Origin of the sequence: Sphingobacterium paramultivorum, from assembly GCF_014109745.1 — a bacterium.
Taxonomy (GTDB): Bacteria; Bacteroidota; Bacteroidia; order Sphingobacteriales; family Sphingobacteriaceae; genus Sphingobacterium; species Sphingobacterium paramultivorum.
This window is the reverse complement of sequence record NZ_CP058555.1, coordinates 5,292,006-5,311,805: the sequence shown is the minus strand read 5'-3', so window position 1 is coordinate 5,311,805 and position 19,800 is coordinate 5,292,006. Positions and strand designations below refer to the sequence as shown.

Below are 19,800 nucleotides of genomic sequence, written 5' to 3'. Positions count from 1 at the left end.
TTTCAATTAAAATGTCAATTGAACGCCAAAAGAAGCAGATTTGAACGTTGGCGTTCCAACACCAATACGGCCACTATTGTAATTATTCAAGCTCTGATCAACAAACATATTCACCCCAACAACAGCTTCAGGGTCGATAGGTAAGCCATTAAGTTTATCCCATGTAAAGAAGTTTTCCAAAGCAGTGTATATACGTAAATTGCTTACTCCGATTCGACTCAACGTTCCTTTCGGAAGGGTATAACCCAAGGTTAAGTTCTTAATACGCAAATAGGACATATCCAACAAATAGCGACTTTGTACCTGCATATTATTAATATTGTCGGTTCCACCGTTGCTGTATGCTGCAGGATAAAATGCACCCGTATTATTTTCAGTCCAATAATCTGAAGACATAACTGCAGGCATTGCTCCATCAGATGCATTAAAGCCGGCCTGCGCCAAGAACCCTTTTCCCCAAACCTGGCGGCTACCTACGCCTTGGAAGAACGCAGAGAGGTCAAAACCTTTGAAATCAGCCCCTAAACGAAAGCCATATTCATACCTCGGCGTCGAATTACCAATCACAGAAAGGTCACCATGATCTGAAATTGTCCCCTTACCGTTATCTATAGCACCATCCCCGTTTAAATCCTTAAACTTAACATCACCGGGACCATAAAGGAAGGTAGAAGAATTTTGAACCCAAGATTGGTAAGCTCCATTTGGATCAGACAACTTGTTCATTGTCTTACCATTGACGGTTGTCGTAACTAGTTTCCCGTTTTCATAAACGAAATCACTTTTTTGATATAGACGATCCGTTTCATAACCCCAAATTTCACCGAATGTCTTACCGTTATAGTATCCATCCACTAAAGTTGTTGTACCGTATTCTGTGATAACAGATTTTGCATCCGATACGTTTGCACGCAGATTAATTCCCAAACCATTTTCGAAACGGTGGTTAAAATCAACGGCAAGCTCCCAACCTCTCGTACGTAAAGCGCCAAAATTACCTTTAGGAGCCTCAGCACCAAAAGTCGCAGCAACACCTTCCATCGGCACTAGCATATTTTTGGTATCGCGTTGGTACCAATCAAACACAAGCCCCAATTTATTCTTGAGGAATCTTGCGTCAAGTCCAAAATCCAAGGTCTGGATATCTTGCCAGCCTACCTGAGATAGAACAGCGGCAGGAGATCCTACATACCAATCCTTATTTCCTGAGCTGTTAATCCAGTTAGATTGGGCATTCGTCATATAACTTGTATACAAATTGTTCGGAACAGCCTGGTCTCCAATTGAGCCCCATGAACCGCGGATTTTAAATTGATTTACGAACTCACGTGACCAGTCCATAAAAGATTCTTGCGATACCACCCAACCTGCAGAGAACGACGGATACCATTTCCAGCGCAAGCTTGTCGGGAATTTAGACGATCCATCACGACGTAAATTTGCTTCAAACAAGTATTTATCCTTATAAGCATAGTTCACCCGGCCAAAAAAACCAATCTGAGATTCCCATTTTTTATAACCGGAACCAGTCACTGTTCCCGACCCAAACGTTAATTGTGGATTCTTGATATCCAGCAGGTTAGTAATTTGTGTCCAAGAATTTTCAGTTTGTTCCGCAACACGGTTTAAACCTGCCATAAATTTAAACTCATGCCCACCATCCAAACTTAAATTGTAAGTAGAGAAGGCATTGATCGTATGGCGCAAGAAATTCTCATCTTCCTTACGGTAATGGTCAGGATTAGAGCCTGCAGCTGTATATTGGAAATAATCTAGATCATATGCAGCCATCGCGCCCGCAGCAGATGCATCCACATAATTTCCATTTGCATCGACATACATCTGGTTTCCATTTGCATCCTTTTTCACCACTGGATTTCCCCAGGAATTGCCTGCTGTAAAACGTGTACCCGGCTTATTCCAGATCATCTCCTGATTGGTCAATGTGTAATCAAAATCCAATTTCCAGTTCTTCGTGAAATTTACAGTAGCACCACCATTGAAATTCATATAGTTTTTTAACTGGCTTGCCACGTTTGCTGCACCTGTCTCATAAGCTGGACTACGAATTGGATCCCCGTCACCATCATTTCCAAACGGATACAGCGAACTCCAACGGTACATATATAACCATGGATCTGCTGTTGTCGAATTCGTTGCATACGGATATTGTTTATTCGTACGGGAATAAATAGCTCCTGCCCTCGCTGTAATGTATTTGTTAATCTCATGAGAAACCCGTACTGAAGCATTATATCTCGAGAACTTGTCCGTATTAGTCTTCAACATACCTGACTGATCAAGCAACCCCAATCCTACATTATAAGAAGTTTTACCTGATTTACCCGATAGCGATAAATTATGTTGTTGCGTAGGAGCCCACTCACGAACCATATAGTCATATGGATCATACGTACGTACGCCATATTTATAACCTGTTGCAGGATCATAATACCAGTCACGTCCATACAACGTTGGATCATCTTTACCGACCGAGCTACCATATTTATCCTGCCATTCAACCGATTTTTGATAACTTTCTTCATTTATTTTATAGAAAGCTCCAGTAAAATTGCTACCAACGCGCAAAGCTGCATCCAACGAATATCTCAATGCATCAACCGTCCCCATTTCGTATTTCTTGAATGGGTTTTGAAAGGAGAAATTATTAGAATAATTTACTGACACCTGATCAGTTTTAGCCCCCTGTTTTGTTGTAATTAAAATGACACCATACGCGGCTTTAGCTCCGTAAATAGATGATGCTGCTGCATCCTTTAAAACTGAAATAGATTCAATATCATCGGGATTCACAATATTGATACTCGGAATCTCCACATTATCCAGTAATATCAATGGATTATTGGATCCAGTTATTGAACCTATTTGACCGCGAATTTTGATCGTTGGATCAGATCCCACCTCTCCACTCGGAATAACGATACTCAATCCAGGAGTCGTACCCTGCATGGCACGTCCTGCATCAGCAATAGGACGCCCTTGCATTGTCTCTTTGATATTAACTGACGCAACAGCACCTGTTAAGTTACTCTTTTTCTGTGTACCGTATCCAACAACAACGACTTCATTTAACGTTTGATTATCATCGACCAAAGTTACATTTAGCGAATTCGAAGTCACAGGAACCTCTCGTGTAATATAACCTACGGATGAAAAACGCAACTTGCTCCCCACGGCAGCTGTAATTTTAAAATGCCCCTGCGCATTGGTCTTCGTTGACGCATTACCGCCAATTACAGACACGCTCACTTCAGAGACTGGACCTTTTCCATCCGTTACAGTACCTTGCACTGTATTTTGAACCGCACTTTTTGCAGAAGAACTTAAAAGAACGCTTGTTGAATTAACGTTCTTCAAAGAGCTTTCTTTTTTTGTAAAAGAATAGGATTCAGAAGGAAAACTCAATCCAAGAGCAACAGAAAATAGTACAAATTTTCTCATTGATTATAGAGTTTTAAAATAAATGATTCTAGTTAATATTGTTAGTTATTGCTATTCAAAATCAGTATATAACAAATACTTCTTACGCATTTGCTTATAGTTTTTTAAGTCATCCGACCAGGAAGCGCGAATCTGCGCCTCGGATTCACCTGCAAGAATCTGCTTACGCAACTGATCAGTACCTGCGAGCTTGTCAAAAAATTCAGGCCTCGCAAAGAAAGTCGATTTATCAGGTGTCTTTTGATAAAAATCCAAGATATATTTTAGTGTGAATTTTTGCTTTTCAGGATCCAAAGCACGTAGATCTATACCATAATTCGTTGCACCTTTTCCTTCCACATGCTTGGACATACCATGACGTTCACCCGGAGTAAATGTAAAAGAGCCGTACACCGGATTTGTATACCCCAAAACCTGGAATGGCCAATCCGTCCCACGCCCTACCGAAATATCAGTTCCTTCGAAAAGGCATAATGAAAGATACAATCGTACAGAAAGCTGGTTGGGTAGACTTGGCGAGGGAATTACCGGTAAATTGTACATCGTTTTGTGATCCCAGTTTTGCACCTTTACAACCTGTACATCTGCCTGACGACCATTTTCCAACCAGTGTTCCCCATTGATCATCTGTGCCAACTCACCAATTGTCAGACCGTGGATCATTGCTATTTTATGCCAAGAAACATCGGATTTAAACTTATCGTCATGCCTTACTGGGCCGTCGACCTGATCTCCATTTGGATTTGGCCGATCTAATACAATTAATTTTTTGTTATGCTTTGCACAAAGCTCCATCACACGATGTAAGGAAGTGATGTAAGTGTAAAAACGCGCTCCGACATCCTGTAGATCGAAAATCATAACATCGATGGAATTGACAATCGAATCCTGTTTCTTATTCCCACCATATAATGTAAATAGTGGTAAACCTGTTTTCTGATCAATATCATTTCCAAACTTCTCGCCACGCTCTACATTACCACGGAAGCCATGTTCAGGAGCAAAGGCAAATTTTAAGTCAACTTTATTATCCATTAAAACATCAACGAGATGTTTTTTATCGGCCCCAACAATAGAGGTCTGATTTCCCATAACCCCTACTTTTTTACCTTTTAATTGCGGTAGATACAAGGCTAACTGATCTGCTCCGGGCACAACAACCCTGTTCGTTAAATCACCAGAAATGCTGTTTCCGGCTTTTTCATTAGTCTGAGCAGACTTCAATGAACTTCCACAAGAAATACAGGTGACAACCGCAACCAAAAAGGTCAAATTTAGTAAGGTAGTTTTCATCATAAATAGACTTTTAGATCGTGCACAAATGCAGTTTTATGCATGAATAATTGAAAATCAGGATAAAAGTAAGTAGAACTTTTCGATTTTTAAACTAAAATTGTCATAAAAACGCAAAAGAAAGTAAGTATTCACTTTCTATTAGGATATGAAACGAGTAAACAATTTTTCCTTTTTTACCTAGAAAATTCACGACTAACAAAACACAAGCAAAAGACAAACAATCAATTACAAAACATAAAGCACAAAAAAAAGTAACCCATTAGTGTAACTAGAACACCTAAACGTAACAAATACATTACTTTAAAATCACCTCATACAACCACGCATAAACCAGTACTACTAAGCATTTAAATAGCTGATTACCATACTTCAGGGCCCTATCAGCAGAAAACCGCAACATTCATTTCAAAAACTACCTTTACTTTTTCGCAATTTAACGCAGCATACTTCGCAGCAAACACAATTCCCAACATAGTATGAAATTGATATAACGTATAAAGGCTTTCCGATAAACGATCCGAAAGCCTTTATTCACAAAAAAATAAAATCTATTTTAACACAAAACCAATCCCATTTGCACTTGGACCGCCTGCCACAGCAACCGGACTATTTACCACTTTCCAGCTTAAAAACCCGGACTGTCCTTCACTTTCTGCACGCTGTACCATGACGGACGCAGCCCCACCATTTGTAACAAAGGCATCCGAAGATCCGATCGACTCCATGATCTTTCCTAAATCGTTATATGTGATACCAACAGAAAAAGCATTTGTGCCGCCATCCACAACCACCGCATACAGATAGTTCCTAGCTGCATTTAGCCCCACCGCAGTATTAGCCTGAACCGTTGTTACCGTCGAAGTCACAGCAGCACCTTTATATAAAAGCCAGGTACCCCCAGAAACCAAGGAAGCTAGATCATTTAAATTATATGAGTCCATTGGAGATGATGCAGATGGCTTGTTTCCAACAAAAACAGAACCGTCCTTTTTCACACCTAAAAAAGGTCTTGTATCCGATGTAGCTGTCGTCGTTGTTGTTTTCAACTGTCGGCTTTTAAATATAAACGAACCTGTCGGCGCAGAGGAAGTCACCACATCTCCATTGATCGCTGCTATAATTTTTCCCCCAGCGCGCCCCTCATTATATTTAGCCATATCTCCCAACGTCTGCACTGTAAATAAATAATCATCAAAAGGACTTAGGGCAGTAACACTTATATTAGTTTTAGAGAGATCCACTTCCAAGATCTGCATACTCATGGCCTGATTTAATTTATTCATATAACGAACGTGTGTACGCTTTATTCCATCAGCCAGGGTTGTCGTAGAATCTAATTTAAAAATCGCAATGATATCCGTTTTATCCATGATCTTCTTTGCAAGCGCACCTATCTCGTTGTCGGGTGGGATAACTTCCGGAACAGTAACCACAGGCTCCTTCTGCTCAAAAACAGGATAATCATCTCTCTGTTTACAAGATACCAATGAAAGCAGCAAGCAAAACGATACACTTGCACACAATCTATTTCTATATTTTTTATCCTTCATGATCATCGAATTAAGAAAAATGAAACATAAGGCTTCATGATGGTAGAAGTAAAACCATCGTAGCCCAGCGCATACACGGTATATGACCTTCGGTCTAAAATTGCCCCGGCATTTGAATAAGAAGCCAGCACCGAAGCATTCGTTATAGGCGCCCCTGCTTTACGTATCTTCCATGTCCGTGCAGTGATACGATTTAGTTCAAAATATGGACTTGTTTCCAAATATTTCACATTTTTAGCTACTAAAGAATCCTGCGTCGGCTCCGTAGTTGCCGCTGCAGCTCCGTAATACAGATCAATAGCCTCTACATTAGGCATTAAATTTGTAAAACGGTAGCGCGCCTGTGTGCTATCCGGACGGGTTAAATCTTCTTCATTTAAGATCATTTTTGTGTTTTTTGCTGTATCTGTCACATGCAACGTATAACGTTTGCCGGCTTCAAACTTCACTGTAGATTCGTATAAAATAATAGAATCCAAACCACTATCGGTTTTATAAGGCAAACCTACCTGAACATTGACGGAACCCGATTTCCATTTCAGAAAGTCCGGACGAGAATCACCGCGCGTATTATAGCCTCCACCAGGGAAAGGCTCTCTACCACGAATAAGTGGAGTAACACGCTGACCATCAAACTTTACATACATATAACGGTCATCCGGGTAAATGGACGCCATGTTAATTTTAACAATTGCATCGTCAGCACCCATAAATTCCACATCGCCAAAATTCTGTATAGCCTTATCACAAGAATAAAGACCAAAAAGAAACAAGCAGGCGCCCAATATAATTTTAAAACTTTTCATACTTTAATCTTTAAAGGATTAATTATCTTTTGTTACAAACCAGGTCGGCTTGGTGACATAATACGGATCCAAGGCCCCCCACTTATCCAATTCTTTTGCATTCCAGGCGTACTCCGAATTATAACGGGGACGAACCCGATAACAATAAGCCTGATATTGCAAGCCCGAACCGCTGAGTGGCTGATACTGCTTAAAAATACTAGTATCATAGTTATACTTACGTAGATCACACCACTGCTCCAATCCTCCCCAGCCCCATTGGACAATATACTTTTGTCCCATAATATCAGAAAGCATTAAGTCAGCTGAAGTCTGTGGAATTTCACTGCTCGTCAGGTAAGCTTTCACCTGAGCGTCTGTAATTGCTGTTTCACCATTTGTATTGATATACTTATTCACAAAAGTCATATGCGAACGAATCGCATTAAGATAAGCCTGATAAGCCTCAGACGACGCCCCCTTGATGAAAAGCGCCTCCGCCTTAATCAACTGCAATTGCGCGTAAGTCATCAGCGGAAAATCAGCTTTATCCCTAAAGATGAATTTCCCTTCATACACTCCACCCACAATTTTCCCGAGAATCGAAGGGATAATTGTGGCCGAATTGGTTACGTTCGGCAGAGCACCGGAAAACACCGTATCAGCCACATTATCCAAGTTCCTATTGAGCATTTTTAAGAGACGCGGATCACTTGCAACACGTAAAGGCGCCGTTACCGCCCCCCTAAGTCCTCCAGATAAGTAACTCACAATAGGCTGACCGGCACGGCTATAGTACGTACTCGTATAAACCCCATACAGCGGCCCCACCACACTCGAGGTTTCGGCCTTATCTCCCGAAAACTTAACGCCTGCATCGTCATCATTCGATGCCAACGATTGATCAACGTAATAGATGACTGAATCCGCGTATTTCGATTTAAAATCAGGTTTATTAACCAAATGTATATACTGAAGCGCCCGAATACCATAAACAAATTTGCGCCACTTGCCCATATCACCACGAAAAAGGTTATCTCCTTTTTCCGAGCTCAAATTAGCGCTATAATCAAGCGGACTTTTTTGATCCATATAATATAAGGCAGAATCGCACCAAACTCTAACTTGCGCATAAACGTCTTTTTGATCGTCATACGTAAAGCTAAGCTGATCGCGCAGGGCCTCTTTCATAATAACTGGACCATGATAATCCGTAAGCATTTGGTATCCCCAGGCCTTAACAGCATAACCTATTGCGGCATACTCATATTTCTCATTTTCTACCGCATCCCGGATCATGTTTGCCAGGTTTCGACCATGGTTAAAATAGACCATCCGCCACATCACGCCACCAACATCACTCTGAAGCCTAAATCCATGCCTTTCCCAAATTTTTGAAGCATCATCTGCAGAAGCCCCCATAATAGATTGATTAAACTTATTCATAATGGTCTGATCCTGCGCATAACCATTTGCCATATGAAATATAATCGGAGCCAACAAAATCTCAGCCCTAACATCCTGTGGATACGACGGATTATCATTGATATCCATAAATTTTTTACAACCTGTCATTATCAAAGTCAATAACAACAAAGCTGTGACTATTTTTGCTTTCATAATCTTATAATTGTAAGTTAACGCCAACGTTGAACCCTTTCGGTCTAGCCATATTGCCAAAGTCTATCCCATACCCCCCAATACCTCCAATACCAGTTGTATTCGAATTACTTTCTGGATCCAATCCTGTATAATTTGTAAACATAATGAGATCAGTAGCTGTAAAAAACGCTTTTAGTGAAGACCTTTCACCCAAGAACCGCGTCAGTCTTTTCGGCAACCGATAACTTAAGGTAATATCACGCAGTCTCATTGTGTAGATATTCCGTTCCACGAACATACCCGGCTCGATATTGGTAAAATAATACGCGGAGGAAGTATATGGTGTTACCGCAATATGGTTGATCGTTGGATTTTCCGAATTCTCCAATCCATCCTTCAAAACACCCCTTATCACCCGTGGATCTTCTCTATTTAGCGTTTTCGTCGACATACCGAGGGTATACATATTATAATCCAATCCGTTTAACACATCTCCACCTTTACGCCAGTCCCACAAAAATGTCAGATACCAATCTTTGTAATTGAATTTATTAACGATGCCCAATGTAAACTTAGGCAGACGGTCAGCAATCGGGTAATAGCGATCTGTACCAGCGACCGGCAAACCCGTTGCCGGATCGATCAGTACGTCACCATTTGTATTTCGCATAAACTGCGTTCCAGAGAGGGCGCCCATACTGTAACCTGGCAATACCGCAGAACGCACACCACTCAGCAACCAAGTATCCGAGTCATACAATTCCGGCAAATCTTCAGCCAGCGACAACACACGGCCTTTATATTGGGTAAAATTGAAGACCAGGTTCCAGTTGAAATTCTTCTTGACAATCGGATTGAATATTGCCTGAACCTCAGTACCCACATTTTTCACTTTACCCCCGTTCATCATTTTTAAAACAAAGCCAGAACCATAACTCAATCGGGGCAAAATAATCTGTCCATCACTCAGCCTAGAAAAATAACTAAAATCAAAAGAGACAAACTTTTTAAACAAGGAAAATTCCAAACCTGCCTCAAATTCTTTTGTCATTTCAGCAACCAACTTATCATTTCCCCCATTAAAACCATAAGCATATCCACCACCGGTTGAATATTGAGGCTCATAATTTGATTTAATAAAATAGGATCTGAGTGGTCCTTTACCCGTTTTACCTGCCGAAAATCTAATTTTTCCATCTGAGATCACATCCGAGACTGCCTTAATTGGATTTAAATCTGTAAAATTAAAGGCCAGGGACCCTGAAGGATAAGAAAAATAAGGATCATTTGGCATCAAACGCGACGTCCCGTCCAAACGGCCCGACAAAGTCAGATACAGCAAGGTTTTATACCCTAACACAGCCTGTCCGAAGAATCCAATAGAGCGGTAGTTGTTGATGACATTTTTTGCCAGACGTGTCGAAGCATAGGTATTATTGATGCTGTAGAAATTTGGATCAAAGAAATTTGTTCCGTACTGCGAATCGGTAATCGAGTTTTGATCACGAATCTCGCCCCCCAGAAATGCATTAATTGAATAATCTCCAAAAGTTTTATTGGCCGAAAAACGTGCATTACCATACAAAATCCGCATATTATTCTGATAAGAACTATACTTACCTCCTGTAGGTGAAGTGGTAGAACCCGAACCGGAATAAGATTGCGGATGATAAACACTCTCACCTTTTGTAGTGGAATAATCAATCCCGACAACACCTTCAAATCTCAGCCAGGACAATGGCTTATAAGTAAAATTTGAGGAAGCCATCGTACGGTTAGTTTTATCATTGGCAATATTCCGATACACATCCCAAAATGGATTATCAAACTCATTGTAAATATCCTTGGTATTTAATACGCGATTACCTTTTTCATCTATCCAATTCCTGACATCATAAAGGGGATTAAAGCGCATCAAAGTCATCAAATAACCCGTAGTACCCTTTCTCGCCTTATCATTATCCGAAAAGATAAAATTAAAGGACGTATTGAGCTCAAATTTATTTGAAAATTTGGCGGTAGAGTTTAATCTTGAAGAGAAGCGTGTATAACGTGTATTTGGAACAATACCTGTATTATCATTGTATTCGTTTGACCAGCGATAACTTAGATTTTCATTGCCGCCATTAAAGGTTAAATTATGCTTTTGATTATATCCGTGACGAAAGAAATTTTTAACATTATCCTTATGCAACAGCATGTCATCCTTATATTTAGGACCCAAAGCATAGGAAGACGTACCATCATAGCTACCATTCAGCCCCTGCATGTAGGTATACTGCCGCTCCGGGAATTTATTGACAAACTCCATTCTTCCTGAATAGCTATAATCAACCCCGAATTTACCACTCTTGGCTTTCTTGGTCGTGATAATTATCGCTCCACCAGCACCTGAGCTACCATACAATGCAGTCGCTTCCGGTCCCTTCATCACTGTATACGTTTCAATATCCGAAGGATTAATGTCCAATGCCCGATTGGAATAGTCCAAATCCCGGTTGGCTCCATTCATTGCCAAATCATTTTCATTGACTGTCGAATTGTTAATCGGTACTCCATCGACAACAATCAATGCATTATTATCCCCGGAGATAGAGGCAAAACCCCGAAGCACGATTTGTGCTGAAGCACCTGGCATACCCGAAGTACTGTTAATGGATAAACCTGGTACACGCCCTTGCAAGCCTTGAAAAAAACCTTCCCGTTGCGTATCTGACACGTCATCTCCGTTTACTTTCGGCGTAGAATAACCCAGAGATTTTTTGGAACGCTCGATTCCCATTGCCGTTACTATCACTTCATCTAATGACGCAGTATTTTCTTTAAGAACCACATTGACGATCGACCGACCATTTACGGCAACTTCCTCCGACTGATACCCCACATATCGGAATATCAAAGAAGCACCTTCAGGAATTGTTATCTTGTAGTTACCTTGACTATTTGTTGCTGCTTGCACTCCTTTTCCACTCTCCCGCACGGTCACTCCCGCCAAACCGGATCCACTCGCATTAGTCACTTTACCGGTAATATTTTTTTGTGCCAGAGCAACACAACAAAAACACAGTAAACCCCAAAAAATGAGCAAACTCCTTTTCATAATTTTAAATTTTAATTAATAAGATTAGTTTAGTTTTAAAATAGGATGCTACGTACCTAGTACGGTAACAAAACGCAAAAAATGCATATTATTCGTTCATAAGCATGCGTTACTTTTAGGTATAAATATTGGTTTGTACTTCTTTTCAGATCTAATATAGCATAAAAATGCAAAAAACAAGACATAATTTTTATTTTTAGAGCACAAATCCAATCACATCCATCATAAAAACGAATAATAAGGCAAAAAAACAAGATATTCAGAATAGTATAAAAATAGAATAGCAGACCTTTCATTCAATATATCGAATAGAAGCGCAACCATAGTGGTTTATAACACAAGTAAGATAAAACGCAATAAAAAGCAAATAAGTGAACAATACGCACTATTTCGAATACACATAATTTCGCTTAAGGTAATTTCTAGAAATCATTGGACAGAAGAGACCTCCATACGCTGTACAGAGTCTTCATCGTTGTTTCAGGAAGAACTATGGGAAGAGTAGGAGAACAAAAAAAAAGAGACTAGGGTAGTCTCTTCAATTTTAAATCGCTTAATTCGGATCTCAATTCATTCATAAATTTATCTCCCGGATCATCTTTACCCGTGATATAATTGGGATCAGTTTCTTTCCACCAACTTGTTTTCTTAAAACGCTGATATTCATGATGACCCAATACAAATTCAATGGGGTATTTTTTACTGAGATAGCGGATCAGTTCTTCATTGGCTTTTAGTTGCGCATCGGTCAATGGGTTCTGACGGCTACCTATATTCTCAATACCGATAGCGCAATAATTGAGACCTATCGTATGCCGCGCAAAAATAGAATCCGGCAGAAACTGGTAAATAGTTCCATCCCGATCAATGACAAATTGCGAAGAGACGTTCAATAGACTGGCCTTGGTCAGTTCCGGTCGTCCCGGAAGCCTGACAGGATTAAAGGTATTAAAAGTTGCTTTTACGCTGTTGTTGGCCGTCCAATGCACCACCACCATTTTAGGATGGATAACAGGTGTCGACTGCGTCAGACCATGCCGATTTTTCAGGTAATCCAACGAGAGCTGAACACGCTCCTTGTCCCAGGTAATCGGTTTTTGAATAATCTTGGGCGATTGTGCGAATCCTATAGATGTCCACAGCAACGCAAAAGCTGTCGTTAAATAATTAGTGAATTTCATACATTAAAATTACAAAAACAAAGCCGTTAAAAAACGGCTTTGTACAATACATATTATATTATTCGGCAATATCCCACCATACTGGATAAGACCAAATATCATCACTTAAAGCATTAGGATGTGATGCCATTAGGCTTTGCGCATTATAGTTGATCTCATGCGACACTTGCCTAACACGTCTAAATTGCTTACCATCGGGTATTTTAGTTTTCGCAGCTGCAGTAACCGTGTACTCATAAGGAACGCTCCAGCCAGGATAAACATTGGCACTAAAATCATAACGTCGCATATCATTCCAGTTCTGTTGCGTAAAAGACATCGCGATGAACTTTTGTGTCATAATTTTCGGCAGTGTAATATCTGCAGCAGTTCCAATACCTTTATTGATAAATTCATCAATTTTACTTTGAGCCATTGGAGATTTGCTCTGATTGACGTTGCCATAAGTAGCCAACTTAAGATTCATAAGGTCGATGTGCCCTTGTATAGCAGTTTTATAAGCGGCAAAAGCACCTGCCTTATCACCTTTTTTAAATAAAACCTCTGCCTTAATAAAATTCATTTCAACAGATGTTAAGAGATGAGTCGGTGCATCGGGGCGCGAATAAAAAGTTCCACTTGCAGCAACAACACCGTCGTCCCATTTATAAATATCGGGTGTTTTCTCCGCCTTTGCATTCGAGGTGCTCCTAAACGAAACATATACGGTATCACCCCATCGAGCAGTATTCGCTGAATTGATATACCAACTATGCGGAGCTACCGAACGATTATTACTTTCAATAGCAACATCTTTGGCATTATACGAGGCGACAATAGGACCAGATTTCATGCGGATATCAGACTGCATATCAACCCCTTTAGAACGAGCCATTTTTTTCGGAATACCATATTCCGCCCATGGAATCAACTTATCCGCTCTCGGATCCTCAACATTTTTGTTATCAAAATTGGTCAATAAATTCTCATACCATTTGGTCACCAAAATATTGGAATTCATCCCCACATTATCATAAACAATGGAAGTCTTAACTGGATCTGCAAACAAAATATCACCAAGATTATCCCCCTGTACATCAACATGATTTACAATTGTACTTTCATTGATGGATAGTGGCGCATTATTTAATGCAGCCAAAATATCATCGGGTTTGTACAAACTTGATTTTTTCGATAAGTTATTTAGCCAGCGCGCTTTTACCCCATAACACATCTTTATCCATTTCGAAACATCCCCACCGTTCCAGCTATCTCCCGCAGACAAAGCTGTAGCTGTGGCAGGTTGCTCCATCTTGAGATAAGCAATAGCTTCATCAATTTCCTTTAGGCAACCTTCAAAAATAGTTTTTCCATCATCAAATTTGGGGGTGATAACATCTCCCAATGCCTCTGTATAAGGCATTTCCCCATACCAATCTGTCATCAGCATAAAACCCATGGCACGAATTGCCTTCATCGCACCAATATAATGATAGGCATTTTCTGCTTTGGCTTTTATCTCTAAATCAGAGAAATTGGCCCCTGCTCCTACAAAAAAGAACTGATAAGGTGTCGTCGACATCCCAGCAATGGGGTTCCAACCAGCAATCATACTATTGGAAGCGGTACCATTCGTAAAACTCAACTGTTGTGTCACAAAACCCGCCCTAGCACCAGCAGTACCTTGCGCATATAAATAATAATGCTGAATCCATGCCAATCGACTATCAACCGATGCTACCGTACTAGAAGGTGTATTGGGATCCACATTGATATCCAACCAACCCTTACTACAGGAAGAAAGACTAGCCACCCCTATCAACAAGGCCAATAAATATTTTGATTTTTTCATAATGTGCTTAGAATTTTAAATTAACACCAAAAGTTACACCTGCAGTGCTTGGCACTCCATTATAATCAATACCAACAGAACTCGAACCTGTCACTCCTGATCCTGCTGCACTAGCTTCTGGATCCAATCCTTTGTAATTAGTCAAAAGCCATAAATTCGTACCTGTCAGCGTCGCTGTCAACCCTTTAATAACTTTGGAAACATTAGATTTTTTAAGCAAAGAATTTCCGAAATCATAAGAAACGGAAACAGTGCGCAATCTCAACCAATTGGTTTTTGTCATAAAATTGGCACTTTCTTTTATATAGTGTATCCCCCAATAGTCTTGAATGATCTTTTTACCACTTGTTTGCGCTCCACTCACCAGATAAGATTCATTTGCATTGAATGTAAATGTTTTATCCTCATAAACTGGAGCTGCAGCTGTCCCAGTGTTCACAACACCAGACAATGTCAATTCATCACGCTCCAATGTACGCATGCTCAATCCATTAAGTGTCATCGCATAATCTGTTCCGTTATAAATATCACCGCCAATACGATAGTCCAACAAAAATGAGAGGTTGAAATTTTTGTAGGTTAAACTATTATTTAAGCCGCCAATTAATTTCGGTTCCCGATTACCGATATTATACGTCGTCGCATTATCACTAGTTGGCATACCCGTATTGGCATCAAGGATCAACTTACCATCCGGAGTGCGCGCATATTTTGATCCAGAAATACCCATAAAACTTCCACCATTGAATGACGCAGCCTTAGCATTACCAACTTGCACATCCGTTACATAAAGAATGTCCACGCCAGAAATCAGGTTATCTACTGTCCCCTTATTCCGAGACATATTTAAGGTAACATCCCATTCAAAATTTTCTCTTTTGATAGGTTTACCCGTTAATGAGAGCTCCATGCCTTTATTGTAAATATCGCCCGCATTGACCGAGACAAAAATATAGCCCACAGACTGCCCTAAGCGTGGCGAAAGGATCTGATTATACGAATTATTGGTATAATAAGCGTAATCTACACCCAATCGACCATTTAAGAAACGTAGTTCAGCCCCAACTTCAAAAGATCCCGTAGTTTCTGGTTTAAGATTTGGATTCCCTTTTGTCCAGCTATTTCCTGTTCCAATAATTCCACCTAAAGATTCTCTTGGTGTCCACAGATAGGTATTTGTAGCATATGGCGTAGCATCCTTACCAACACGGGCCCAAGAGGCACGTAACTTACCAAAGCTCAGCCAATCTAGCCCTTTATCTTTCAACAACTCCGTAAAAACAAAACTTCCTCCCACAGAAGGATAAAAATAGGACTGATTTGCAACCGGGAGTGTGGATGTCCAGTCATTTCGACCGGTTACATTTAAGAAAAGGAAATTTTTATAGGAAGCCCGTAATTCACCATATAGGCCATATAACCTCTTCTTGGAGGTAACTTCATCAAAAAGCTTATTTGCTTTATCAATATTTCCAAAACTATAGAAGTTATTAACGACAAAATCATACCCCATCCTTCTATTTGTATTCACCTTGGTCTCTTCAGCGAAATAACCGACCATGGCCCCTAAATCAAAATCACCTATTTTCTTATTAAAGTTGGACATTAAATTGGAAGACCAATAGTTGAATTTCAAATCATTCTCAGACATCATACCATTTTGCCAAAGTTGTTTAACAGCCCCGTTTTCGGCAATTAATGTAGAGTTTTTAGTTAAATAACTATCCATCCCAACACGATAAGATACATTCCACCAATCAAAAATATTCATATTGGCATTAATACTTCCTGTGATCCTTTCTGTATTATCGGTTAATTTATTTTTATTGATCGTCCAATACGGGTTTTCAATATCATCCTGAAGCTCCTGCAAACCTTCGAACATCCGATATTTAGTTCCATCATCATTCAGATATTTCTTCATATCATCACTTCTCGACCAGCCGTAAACTGAAGAAATTGCTCCAGCTCCGCCAGAACCATACAGCCCCGCCGAAGTTAAAGTCTTATCTGTATTGGCTAAAGTATAGGCCACATTGGCTCCTACACTTAATTTTCCAAATTTTTGATCACCATTAAAGCGAAAAGCCGTTTTTCCATAACCAGTTTCCGGGATAATACCCTGTTGATCAAAACGTGATCCAGACAAATAAAAAGACCCATTCTTATTACCACCGGTCATGTTAACTGTATTATCAAAAACGGTAGCCGTCCGAAAAAAGTCCCCAACATTATCATAAACTTTTTCCCCTGAATTGAAAGCCTCTCCCCAAGATTGTGTTGTATAGTTATCTAAAGTCCCAGCACTGTTATAGTACCCACGCTTGTACTTACCTTGTTGTTCAGGCAAACGATTAGCCCAATTTGCAGAAAAACGACTCGAAAAGCCTATTTCAACGCGCCCTTCACTACCACGTTTCGTCGTAATAACAACCGCTCCAGCCGCTGCACGTGAACCATATAAGGCTGCTGCCGCCGGACCTTTTAATACGGAAACATTTTCAATATCTTCCGGATTAATATCCATGACACGGTTGCTATTGGAAGTTGACGTTGCTTGCATTCCATCAAATCCGCTATTTCCTCCAATGGGCGTTGAATTATCATAGATAATACCGTCGACAACAAACAAGGGCTGGTTATCCCGCTCAAGTGAGGTACCGCCCCGAAGGATAATCTGCGCACCTGCACCTGCTGCTCCCGAAGATTGTGTTACGTTTACCCCCGCAATCTTACCTGCCAATGAATTGACCACGTTGGCGGTCTTATTCTTCATCAACTCATCCGATTTAATATCCTGAACAGCATAACCGAGCGCTCTCTTTTCCTTCTTAATTCCCATTGCGGTCACAACAACCTCTTCAAGCGCCTCCTCACTGCCAGAAAGCGCAACATTTATCGTTGCATTTGTCCCAACCAGTTGTTGTCTTTCCTGAGACCCCACGGCTCTAAAAATCAAAATATCGCCTGGCTCCGCATTGATGGTAAAACTTCCATCAGGCTTGGTTTGTGTACTGACAGATTTACCTTTGATGCTCACGGTTACATTAGGCATTGTACCACCATCAGAGGCATTCGTCACTTTACCCGTTACAGTTTTGGTCTGTGCCCATAAACTGGTTGACAGCATCACCCCTGAACAGAATAAGAGAAATTTTTTATTCATGGTTTTTAGTTAGTTGTTAATAATTTTCCATAACGGGCGGTTCCAACCCTAGGTTTATATCAATTACCACACAATAGTATGAAAAGCTTCCTATTTTTGCAAGCTTATGCGTAATTATTTGAAAAAGAAATAACAATAAACACATTAACGCACAATATGACAGCAGAAAAGCCAAAAATCTACATGAAAACAGATACAAAAACGCACATCGCAGCAAAATAAAAACAAAAGCATCTTATAAAAGCATTTAGCAAGGCCTTTTCACCGCATTTGATAGCAAAAAACAAACATTAGCACAACAAAATCACCAATAGCATGCATCATCCAACAGATAACAGCGTGCTTATGCAAGGAATTATTCGATTTACACCGCCATTTTAAACTAATTAATAGCTATTGTATTCGGAGATTGCTCGGTACTTCTTCGGTGCTTCTTCGGTACTCCTTCGGTGCTTCTTCGGTTGGAACCGAATAAAGTCCGACTAAATTCCGTTTAAGCTTCGTTATAATTTCGAAAAAAGGCCGAACTTAATATTGACCAATACCTATTTATTTTGTAACTTAAAGAAAAATCAATAGCAATCAACTTAATATTATGGCAGTCATTAAAAACGGTGCCAATGGCACGCTTTCGGGCAAAGCAGGATCAGTGGTGTTTGTTACCAATGGAAATACAACCTATGCAAGGGGGCTACCAAAGAAAACCAAAAAAAAACCTTCTGCAGATCAAATCCAATCAAGGTCGCGTTTTTCCCTTATCCAGAAATTTATCTCCCCAATGCTAAGTTTATTACGGGTAGGATTTAAAAATTATAACCCCGATAAAAAGGCCTATAGTAACGCCATGTCCTATAATCTCAATCATGCGACAGAAAAAACCGCAACTGGCTATGCCATCAATTATGAAAACTTTCGCGTGAGTAAAGGGGTTCCCAATCCCGTTTCCACCTATACATTTCAGGTAGATGAAGAGACAGGAACATTTACAATCACCTGGGAATATGACGCAAATACTGCATTGCAATACGACATTAGCTCAAGTAATTGCCGTTTGCTGCTATACAATCCCGATGAGTGCGCATTCACAAATGAAAGCATGAATCCCCTGACGCATAAAACACAGACAGCCACCCTAACCCGACAGCAAACCGTCGGCAACTATCACGTCTATGTATTTTTCTACAAAACAGACGGAAGCGATGAATGCACAGACAGCAAATATCTAGGGACATTTGAATGGTAAGAAAGGGAGGAAGATCTAGGAATTCAGACTGATCTTCACATCAAAATGCTGCTTAATATAAACCTGTTGTTCGGCAGAATCCGTTTCCAGATCGTGAATAGCACGATCTCTTTCTTTGTCGACCTCCATCTTCACCACACAGCGGTAGAAACGAAATACATCTTTTTCGCTCTCCAATATTAACCTTGGCACCCGGGCAGGCTTGCCTGTTTCATCTTTTGCCACCATCGTAAAATAAGAGGAATTACAATGCTTGGTTTCACCGGTCTGAATATTCATGGCTTCGACCCGAATACCGACTTCCATAGAAGAGTTACCTACATAATTCACAGAAGCGATCAATGTCACCAATTCCCCTACCTCAATAGGCTTCAAAAAATCAACTTTGCCAACTGACGCTGTCACACAATAATGTGCAGAAAATTTGGACGCCACAGCAAATGCGATCTGATCCATCAATGATAAAATATAACCGCCGTGTATTTTACCACCAAAATTAGCATTCGAGGGCAACATCAGCTGTGACATCCGGATCACAGAGTCGCTTACCGTTTTATAGATTTCTTCCATACCTATAAATTTAC

Annotated in this window: 11 protein-coding genes; 1 reads left to right on the top strand and 10 read right to left on the bottom strand. The window is 40.2% G+C overall.

The genetic code is table 11. The annotated features are described in order from the left end of the window. Nucleotides 1-6 precede the first annotated feature (6 nt). From HS960_RS22145 to HS960_RS22105, 9 genes are all read right to left on the bottom strand, one after another. The gene (locus tag HS960_RS22145) at nt 7-3,462 is read right to left on the bottom strand and encodes a SusC/RagA family TonB-linked outer membrane protein (protein WP_182330645.1); all 3,456 of its coding nucleotides are present in this window, start codon (nt 3,460-3,462) and stop codon (nt 7-9) included. Nucleotides 3,463-3,513: 51 nt separating this feature from the next. Further along, complete coding sequence (locus tag HS960_RS22140) at nt 3,514-4,758, bottom strand: exo-beta-N-acetylmuramidase NamZ family protein (protein ID WP_202883710.1); 1,245 nt, start codon at nt 4,756-4,758, stop codon at nt 3,514-3,516. Between the two features lie 548 nt (nt 4,759-5,306). Beyond that, complete coding sequence (locus HS960_RS22135; RefSeq protein WP_182330644.1) at nt 5,307-6,308, bottom strand: phosphodiester glycosidase family protein; 1,002 nt, start codon at nt 6,306-6,308, stop codon at nt 5,307-5,309. 2 nt (nt 6,309-6,310) lie between these two features. Continuing rightward, nucleotides 6,311-7,114 carry a DUF4397 domain-containing protein gene (locus tag HS960_RS22130; protein WP_153844377.1) on the bottom strand — a complete coding sequence of 268 codons (804 nt, stop codon included), beginning with the start codon at nt 7,112-7,114 and terminating at the stop codon, nt 6,311-6,313. Between the two features lie 18 nt (nt 7,115-7,132). Beyond that, entirely contained in the window at nt 7,133-8,713 is a 1,581-nt protein-coding gene (locus tag HS960_RS22125; RefSeq protein ID WP_182330643.1) for a SusD/RagB family nutrient-binding outer membrane lipoprotein, read from the bottom strand. 4 nt (nt 8,714-8,717) lie between these two features. Then, the gene (locus tag HS960_RS22120) at nt 8,718-11,795 is read right to left on the bottom strand and encodes a SusC/RagA family TonB-linked outer membrane protein (RefSeq protein ID WP_182330642.1); all 3,078 of its coding nucleotides are present in this window, start codon (nt 11,793-11,795) and stop codon (nt 8,718-8,720) included. Between the two features lie 524 nt (nt 11,796-12,319). Then, nucleotides 12,320-12,976 (bottom strand): N-acetylmuramoyl-L-alanine amidase, encoded by a 657-nt coding sequence (locus tag HS960_RS22115; protein WP_159727464.1) that lies wholly within the window; start codon nt 12,974-12,976, stop codon nt 12,320-12,322. A 58-nt stretch (nt 12,977-13,034) separates the two neighbouring features. Then, on the bottom strand, nt 13,035-14,807 hold the full coding sequence (locus tag HS960_RS22110) for a SusD/RagB family nutrient-binding outer membrane lipoprotein (protein ID WP_153844381.1): 1,773 nt from the start codon (nt 14,805-14,807) through the stop codon (nt 13,035-13,037). A gap of 7 nt (nt 14,808-14,814) precedes the next feature. Next, entirely contained in the window at nt 14,815-17,973 is a 3,159-nt protein-coding gene (locus HS960_RS22105) for a SusC/RagA family TonB-linked outer membrane protein (RefSeq protein ID WP_159727466.1), read from the bottom strand. A gap of 595 nt (nt 17,974-18,568) precedes the next feature. Here HS960_RS22105 and HS960_RS22100 point away from each other — a divergent pair. Next, nucleotides 18,569-19,216, top strand: a complete 648-nt coding sequence (locus HS960_RS22100; protein WP_153844383.1) for a DUF6266 family protein — start codon at nt 18,569-18,571, stop codon at nt 19,214-19,216. 15 nt (nt 19,217-19,231) lie between these two features. On the opposite strand, the gene HS960_RS22095 is transcribed toward HS960_RS22100, so the two are convergent. Then, entirely contained in the window at nt 19,232-19,786 is a 555-nt protein-coding gene (locus tag HS960_RS22095) for an acyl-CoA thioesterase (protein WP_153844384.1), read from the bottom strand. Nucleotides 19,787-19,800: the final 14 nt, after the last annotated feature.